This is a genomic window from Salinactinospora qingdaonensis (assembly GCF_039539445.1).
GTDB classification, from domain to species: domain Bacteria; phylum Actinomycetota; class Actinomycetes; order Streptosporangiales; family Streptosporangiaceae; genus Salinactinospora; species Salinactinospora qingdaonensis.
On record NZ_BAABDD010000021.1, the window covers coordinates 47,311 to 55,783 of the forward strand.

At 70.0% G+C, this 8,473-nt stretch carries 4 protein-coding genes; all 4 read left to right on the top strand.

Going from position 1 to position 8,473, the window contains the following annotated elements:
• Positions 1-7: 7 nt before the first annotated feature.
• From ABD848_RS18615 to ABD848_RS18630, 4 genes are read left to right on the top strand one after another with little or no spacing between them, the layout of a single operon-like run.
• Positions 8-1,255 (top strand): hydroxymethylglutaryl-CoA synthase family protein, encoded by a 1,248-nt coding sequence (locus ABD848_RS18615; RefSeq protein WP_344974021.1) that lies wholly within the window; start codon positions 8-10, stop codon positions 1,253-1,255.
• Complete coding sequence (locus ABD848_RS18620; protein WP_344974024.1) at positions 1,252-1,986, top strand: enoyl-CoA hydratase-related protein; 735 nt, start codon at positions 1,252-1,254, stop codon at positions 1,984-1,986. The genes ABD848_RS18615 and ABD848_RS18620 overlap by 4 nt, the downstream gene beginning before the upstream one ends.
• Positions 1,983-2,735: a polyketide synthase gene (locus ABD848_RS18625; protein ID WP_344974027.1), complete on the top strand. Its 753-nt coding sequence runs from the start codon at positions 1,983-1,985 to the stop codon at positions 2,733-2,735. The genes ABD848_RS18620 and ABD848_RS18625 overlap by 4 nt, the downstream gene beginning before the upstream one ends.
• A gap of 11 nt (positions 2,736-2,746) precedes the next feature.
• Positions 2,747-8,467: an SDR family NAD(P)-dependent oxidoreductase gene (locus tag ABD848_RS18630; RefSeq protein WP_344974030.1), complete on the top strand. Its 5,721-nt coding sequence runs from the start codon at positions 2,747-2,749 to the stop codon at positions 8,465-8,467.
• Positions 8,468-8,473: the final 6 nt, after the last annotated feature.

An 8,473-nucleotide genomic window follows, 5' to 3' on the forward strand; every position in this document is an offset into this window, starting at 1 on the left:
AACCCAGATGAAGCAGGTAGGAATCGAGGCCATCAACGCCTACTGCGGCGAGACCTATGTGGATGTCCCGGAGCTGTTCCAGGCACGGGATCTCGACGGCGCCAGGTTGGACAACCTGATGATGAGCCGTAAGAGCGTGGCTCTGCACTGCGAGGACGCGGTTTCGTTCGCAGTCAACGCGGCCAAGCCCATCGTGGACGCCCTCAGCGAAGCGGAGCGGGCCTCGATCGAGCTGCTCGTCGTAGGCACCGAGTCCGGGGTGGACTTCGGCAAATCGCTGGCTACCTACGTCCACGACCTCCTCGGCCTGGGGCGTGCGTGCCGGCTGTTCGAGACTAAGCAGGCATGTTACGCCGGAACAGCCGCGATGCAGATGGCGGCGGCCGTCGTCGCGGCGAGCCCGTTCGACGGTGCGAAGGCGCTGGTGATCTCCAGCGACGTGGCCCGCCCCGTTCCCAACACCTACGTGGAACCGAGCCAGGGAGCGGGCGCGGCGGCGATGCTGATCAGCGACCGGCCCACCGTCGCTGCCTTCGACTACGGCGCCAACGGTTTTCACAGCTTCGAGACGATGGACACCTGTCGGCCCACGCCCGAGACCGAGGCTGGAGATGTCGACCTCTCCCTGCTGACCTATATCGACTGCTTTCGGGGCGCGTTCACCGACTACGCGAGCAAGGTGGAGGGCGCCGACATCGTCGACTCCTTCGACCTGTTGGCGATGCACACTCCTTTTCCGGGCATGGTCAAGGGCGCCCACCGCACTGTTCTGCGCCGCCTGAAGAGTATGTCCCCGGAGGAGCTCGAAGCCGACTTTGTCCGCCGGCTGGGGCCCGCGATCACTTACCCCCGCGAAGTCGGCAACATCTACGCGGGCACGGTGTTTCTCTCCCTCGCCGGAGCCATCGACAACGCCGTCATCGACCGGGAATCGCGGATCGGGGTCTTCTCCTATGGCTCGGGCTGCTCTTCGGAGTTCTACAGCGTGGTGGTCTCCCCGGACTCACAGCGCGCGGTGCACGGGATGGGGATCGGTGCGGCGCTGGCCCAGCGCTACAGGCTCTCGGTCGAAGAGTACGACGAGATACTGGCCGCTACCGCCGAGCTGAAGTTCGGTGCTCCCGATTTCACGGTCGACCTGCACCGCTTCTCGCACATCGTGACGGCGCAACTGTCGCGGCGACCACGGCTGGCGCTAGCGGAGATCCGCGACTATCACCGCGAATACGTGTGGCTTGGCGGTGAGAACGGGTGATACGTGTACGACCCGGCCCAGGGCACGTCCGTGTCACCCTGGAGCGCCCCGAACGGCGCAACACGATCGACGAGGCGTTCCTCGACGAGCTGTCCGCGGCGCTGACCGAGGCCGAAGCTCGCGCGGACTGTCGGGTCGTGGTGCTCTCGGCGACGGGCGAGGACTTCTGCGCCGGAATGGACCTGGACACCTCGCACCTCGACGCCGGGGAGGGGGAACTGCCCTATTGGAGGCTGCTGGAGCGGCTCGCGACGACCGAACTCGTCACCGTCGCCGCCGTGGACGGCGCCGCGACGGCGGGGGGCGTGGGGCTGGCCGCCGCGTGCGACATGGTGCTGGCGGGGCGGAGCGCGACATTTCGGCTCACAGAGGCCCTCTTCGGGCTCGTGCCCGCGATGGCCCTGCCCTTCGTCGCGCGGCGTGTCGGAGAGCAACGTGCTTTCACCGCCACGTTGACGGCCGAGGAGTTCGACGCGCAGGCAGCGGTGGAGACGGGGCTTGCCGACCAGACCGCGCCGACGGCAGAGGAGCTGGTGCGGCCCCTGCTAGTCAAGTTGCGCAGAGTCGACCGCGACACCGTCGCGGCGGTGAAGTCCTATCGCTCGACGGTCTTTCCACGCCCCGCCGAGCTGGGGGCAGTGGTCAGCCGGGCGTTTCTGGACCGTCTCGCCCAGCCGGACGTGCAGCGGAACATGGCCGATCTCAAGCGGGCACTCGGGGGGCTGCCATGACCGAAACCGTCGTCGATCTGTCTTGGGAAGGGCCGACCGCTGTCGTCACGATGGCGGACACGGTGGGACGCAACACCTTCAGCCCGGAACTGTCGGGCGGGCTGGTCGCGGCCGTGGAGGCCGCGGCCGCCGAACCCCGCACGAGGGTGGTGCTCGTCGAGGGACTGCCGGAACTTTTCTGCGCGGGCGGCAGGCAGGCCGAACTGCTGGACTTCGCGAAGGGGCGAGGCAGCTTCGACGAGGACGACTTCTTCCGGATCTTCCTGCGCTGCCCGCTGCCGGTGGTGGCAGCCGTGCAGGGGCACGCGATCGGCGGCGGACTCGTGATGGCCCTGTACGCCGACCTCCTCGTGCTGTCGGAGAGGTCGATCTACACCGCCAATTTCATGCGTTACGGCTTCACTCCGGGGATGGGCGCCACCCACGTGCTCCCCGCCAAACTCGGTGCGCTCCTGGGCCAGGAGATGCTCTACACCGGTCGCAATTATCGGGGTGCCGAGCTGCGCCGGCGCGGGGCGCCACCGAGCATCGTCGCCCATTCCGAGGTTCCCCGCACCGCACGGGAGTTGGCCTCGACCGTCGCCCAAGCCCCACGCGGCTCGCTTGAGCTGCTCAAGAAGGAGACGGCGGCACCGCTGGCGGAGCGGACCGAGTCCGCGATCGCTCGGGAGACCGAGATGCACCGGGTCTCCTTCCACCTGCCCGAAGTACACGAGCGGATCAGCACCTCCTACGGCGGTGCGCGATGACACGAGGAAACATGGACGCACGAGACATCTTGACCCGGCTCAGCAACGGGGAGCTCGACCTAGGCGAGGCGTCCGTCCGGCTGCGTGGACTCGACCGAGCCGCGACCGGTTCGCAGGAACCCCAAACCGGTGCCCCAGCCCGAGAGCCGATCGCGGTCATCGGGCTCAGCGCGCGCTTTCCCGGCTCTGAGGACGCGGACCAGTTCTGGGACCACCTGCTGGAGGGCACCGACTCGGTCACCCAGGTGCCCGCTGACCGATGGCCGATCGAGCGGTACCACGACGCCGACCCCGGCGCCGTCGGTACCACCAGCTCCAAGTGGGGCGCTTTCATCGCCGACGCGACAGCGTTCGACGCCGAGTTCTTCGGGATGACTCCGCGAGAGGCCGAGCTGACAGATCCGCAGGCTCGACTGTTCCTCCAGGAGGCGTGGCGCGCGCTGGAGAACGCCGGACAGCTTCCCGCGGAACTCGCCGGCAGTCGTTGCGGCGTGTACGCCGGGGTGATGCTCAACGACTATGTGAACCGGATCGAGCGCAGCAGTCCGCACTCCCGGCTTCCCCAGGTGATGCAGGGAAACTCGAACTCGATGGTCACCGCGCGGTTGGCGTACCGGCTGGACCTACGCGGCCCCACGGCGACGGTCGACACGGCGTGCTCCTCCTCCCTGACCGCGCTTCACATGGCGTGTCAGTCGCTGTGGCTCGACGAGGCCGACATGATGGTGGTGGGAGGCGTCACTCTCTACTTCACCGAGCTCCCCTACGTCTATATGAGCGGCGCGGGGATGCTGTCGCCGAGCGGAAGCGAGCGGGCGTTCGACGCGGGGGCCGACGGCATCGTCCCCGGCGAGGGCTGCGCCGTGGTCGTACTCAAACACCTTTCGCGCGCGTTGGCCGACGGTGATCCCGTGCGCGCGGTGATCCGGGCCAGCGGGACCAACTCCGACGGGCAGACCAACGGCATCACCGCACCCAGCGGCGCGTCCCAGGCCGCGCTGATCAGGCAGACGTATGAGCGGTTCGGCGTCGATCCGGCCACGATCGACTACGTCGAGTGCCACGGGACCGGGACTCCCCTTGGCGATCCGATCGAGGTGGGCGCGCTCAACGAGGCGTTCCGAGGGTCGGGGGCGCCCGCCGGCAGCGTCCCGATCGGCTCGGTGAAAAGCAACATCGGGCACACCTCCGCAGCAGCCGGCCTGGCCGGCCTGGTCAAGGCGATGGGTGTGGTGAACAGCGGGGAGGTACCCCCGACTTTGCACCAGGAGCGTGTGAACCCCCGGCTTCCCCTCTCCGAGGGGCCGTTCACGGTTGCCGACCGACGCATGACGCTGCGGGAGCCCCCGCGACCCAAGCGGGCCGCCGTGAGTTCCTTCGGGTTCAGCGGGACGAACGCTCACGTCGTCGTCGAGCAGCCGCCGGAGCCGCCGGCGCGCGCCGTCTCGGACGAACCTGCGGTGGTGGTGCTGTCCGCGCGCCACCCCGAGGGGCTTGCTGCCGCCAAGCGGGCGCTACGGCGCTGGCTTGCCGGCCCCGGTGCGGCTGCGGCGCTCTGCGACGTCGCGCATACTCTCGCCGTCGCCCGGACGCACCATTCTCACCGGGAGGCCCTGGTGGTCCGTGACCGCGCCGAGCTGCTGGCGGCTTTGGAGGGGCGGCAGGTGTCGCCCGCTCCGGCCCATCTGGCCGAACTGGCTCAGCGTTACCTGGCGGGCGAGGATGTCGACTGGGCCGAGGTGTACCCGCCGGCCACCCACCGCCGACTCGCCCTTCCCGGCTCCTCGTTCGCCGATGACCGATACGCGGTCGCGCCGGAAGAGCCCGGGGGCCGGGGGCAGAGCCGTGCCGGAACCGAACCGGTGCCCCTGCCCCGCCAGGAAGACCCTCGGGTAGCCGAGCTCACCCTGCTACAGCCGGTGTGGACGCACCGACCGGAGCCGGCGGCGGAAGCCGCGGCGGGGGCGGTGGCCGTTCACGACCCACGCGGCGACCTCGTCGCGGCCCTCCCCGGGGCACACTCGACGTCCTCGCTCGACACGCAGCCCGCAGCGGTGGTGCTCAGGCTCGACCACGCTGAGAGCGCTGCGCTCGTCGAGGCCTTCGAGGTGGTTCGTGGGGTGCTGTCGTCTGGGACCCGCGACCGGCCGCTCACGCTCTTGGTGCTGACGGCCGACCCCGCGCTCGCTCCCGCCGCGGCGGCCTTCCTCCGGTCGGTCTGCGGGGAGAATCCCCGCGTGTCCGGTCGCGCCGTGCTCGTCGACGACACGGGCGCGGCCGCCGCGCCCGTGGTCCAAGCCGAACTCGCGGCCCCGGGCACGCTGACCGAGATGTGCGTCGACCGGCGTGCGGGCACACGCGAGGTGATGGCGTGGCAGAGCCTTCACACGGCGGACACGCGCCCGGAGGCGTTTCGCGTCGGCGGTGTCTACCTCGTGACCGGGGGCGCGGGAGGGATCGGCCGGGCTTTGACGGCGCATCTCGTGGACCGGTATTCGGCTCGGGTCGTCGTCTGCGGCAGGACCCCGTGGGAGGAGCTGGCGCCCGAGGCGCGTCCGCCGCTTCGCGCGGGAGCGGTCCGCTACGTGGCCGCCGACACCGCCGATCCCGACGCCGTCGTCGAACTGGTCGGCGACATCCTCGCCACGGAGGGCGAGCTGCACGGCGTACTGCACGCGGCGGGTCTGGTCCGTGACGCTTTCCTGACCCGCAAGGCCCCGCAGGACCTGGAAGCGGTGCTCCGGCCCAAAGTCGACGGCGTCAGGGCGCTGGACCTGGCCACCCGCGACCTGCCGTTGGACATGTTCGTGCTGTTCTCCTCCGTCGCAGCGGTGACCGGCAACATTGGACAGGCGGACTACGCTTTCGGCAACGGCTACCTCGACGGCTTCGCCCATGACCGCGCCCGCCTGGTCCGCCACGGCCTTAGGTCCGGACGCACGCTCTCGGTGGACTGGCCGTTGTGGGACGGGGACGGCATGTCGGTGCCAGAGCCGGTGCGCGCCTTCCTGCGCAAGCAGACCGGCATGGAGCCCCTGCCCGTCCCGCTCGGACTGGCCGCGCTCGAACGGCTGCTGCGGGCTGACGAACACCGGCTCGGTCCGGTCGTGTCGGTCTTCCACGGCGACAGCGACTCCTGGTTCCGTCACTTGCACGAACAGGGGCTCGTCGGGACAGGCGACGAGAGCGACGGGGCGATGCACAGCGGTGGCGACGCGCCCCACCCCGAGGTGGCGCCCGTGGCCCCGGAGGCCGCCCAGGAGCTAAGAGACAGGGTGGTGGACGCGTTCGCCGAGGCGCTGGGCCGTCCACCGGGGAGTCTGGCGCCCAGTACCACGATCGAGTCGCTTGGCCTGGATTCGCTGATGATCCGCACCATCGTCGGCGAGCTCAACCGAACCGTCGGCCCCGTCGGACCCGAGCACGTGTACGGAGCCCGCGATTTGGCGGAACTGGCCGGCCACTTCTCCGCTCTCGACGCTGATCCTCCGGCGGCGGCTGTGCCCTCCGGTGCGGCTGTGCCCAGGCCGCTGGGCCGAGAGCGGGGGTATGCGATCGTCGGCCTTGCGGGGCGCTACCCGGACGCTCCGGATACGGCCACGTTTTGGAGCAATCTCCGCGCTGGACGGGACACCGTCGCGGATCTGCCGACCGACCGTTGGGCCGGAGCCGACGACGTGCGGGCCAAGGGACACTTCCTGCGCGGCATCGACCGGTTCGATCCGGAGTTCTTCGGCCTCGCCGAGTACGAGTCCGCGCTCGCCGACCCTCAGGAACGGCTGTTCCTCGAGGTCGCCTGGGAAGCACTGGAGGACGCCGGCCATGCGGGTGGCCGTCTCGACCGTCTGGAGGCAGCGGACGGCACACCGCGCAGTGTCGGCGTCTTCGTCGGGGTGACGTCTAGCGACTATCAACTGCTGGGCGCCGAGCGTTGGGCGCACGGGCATCGGACCATGCCCACCGGCCACTACTGGAGTCTCGCCAACCGCCTTTCCTACCTGCTTGACCTGCGTGGTCCGAGTCAGCCGGTGGACACCGCCTGTTCGTCCTCACTTGTCGCCCTCCATATGGCCTGCGAGAGCATCCAGCGCGGCGAATGCGCCGCCGCCCTTGTCGGGGGCGTCAACCTCTACCTCCACCCGTCGCGGTTGCGCATGCTGCGCCAGTCCGGCTTCCTCGCCGAGGACGGCCGCTGCCGCAGCTTCGGCGCGGGCGGAGCGGGCTTCGGCCCGGGCGAGGGCGTCGGAGCGGTGCTCGTCAAACCTCTGGAGGACGCCGTCGCCCATGGCGACCAGATCCATGGGGTGGTTCTCGGAAGCGCGGTGGCGCACGGCGGCCGGACCAACGGATACACCGCTCCCAGCCCCGACGCCCAGGCTCGTGTGGTCAGGAGGGCGCTGGAGCGCGCCCAGGTCGACCCGTCGACCGTGACCGCGGTGGAAGCCCACGGTACTGGCACAGAGCTGGGAGACCCGGTGGAAGTGGCGGCCCTGGAGCAGACCTACGGTCGCCCCGGAGCGCCCCCCTGCTCGCTGGGCTCGGTGAAATCCGCGATCGGACACGGCGAGTCGGTGGCCGGGCTGGCGGCGTTGACCAAGGTGTTGTTGCAGATGCGGCATGGGATCTTAGCCCCGACGCTGCACGCCGACACGGTTAACCCGAACCTCAGGCTGGATGCGACACGCTTCGAGCTCCAACACGAACAGGGGGAGTGGCTGCCTCCGTTGCGGGAGGACCAGACAACCCGGATGCCGCGTCGGGCCGGCATCAGCTCGTTCGGCGCGGGTGGTGTCAACGCCCATGTGGTCGTCGAAGAGTATCGCGAGCGGCGCACCGTCGCCACCGGTGACGACGGCCCGCAGCTCCTCGTCCTTTCCGGGCCGACGCCGCAGCATGTCACGGCGACCGCGGAGCGGATCGCCGAGTGGTCGCGGAAGGTTCTCGCAGCGGAGGAAGAGGTGGATCTGGCGGCTCTCGCGCGCACGCTGCGAGAGGGGCGGGCCGCCGGGAGCTGTCGTCTGGCGGCGGTCGTGCGAAACACCGCCGAGATAGCCGAACGGCTCACGTCGCCCGATGTTCCCGTCAGCGACCTGCGGGACCGGTCGAACGGGCACGCGCTCGCCGGTCTCCTCGAAGCCGAGGACCTGCTCGAACGCCTGTGGAGCAACGGACGGCTCCACGCCATCGGTCGCCTGTGGCTCGACGGCCTCGATGTGCCGTGGGAGCGTCTGGGCGGCTCCCCGCCGCAGCCGATCGTCGCGGTTCCTCCCTCGGCGCTGCTCAGCAGGCCGCTGTGGTTCACCGACCAGGGGACGCATGCCCCGGCTCCCCACACCGCGCCCGCGCCCCAGCCCGCCCCCGAGCCCGCCCCCGCCCCAGGGGCTGTGCCCTGGACCGAGCCGCAGGCGCCAAGGCAGGCAGGGGCGCCGGAAGCCGAGGCGGGCACCGTCGCGCCCCAAACGTCCTCCGAGCCGTCCTCCGAGCCCGCCGAGGACGATGAGGCCGTCCTCACCGCCCTGCGGCGAATCACCGAACCCAAGATCCCCGGAGGAACGGGCGCGGTCGACCTCGAATGCGCTCTGCCCGAGTTGGGAGTCGATTCCGTGAACCTGATGAACCTGCGCTTTGAGATCGACGAACTGTTCGGGCTCTCGATCCCGCTGGAGGAGCTGGCGGATCAGACGGTGTCCCAGATCGCCCGGCAAATCGCGTCCCACAACGGAAGACAGTAGGGAGAA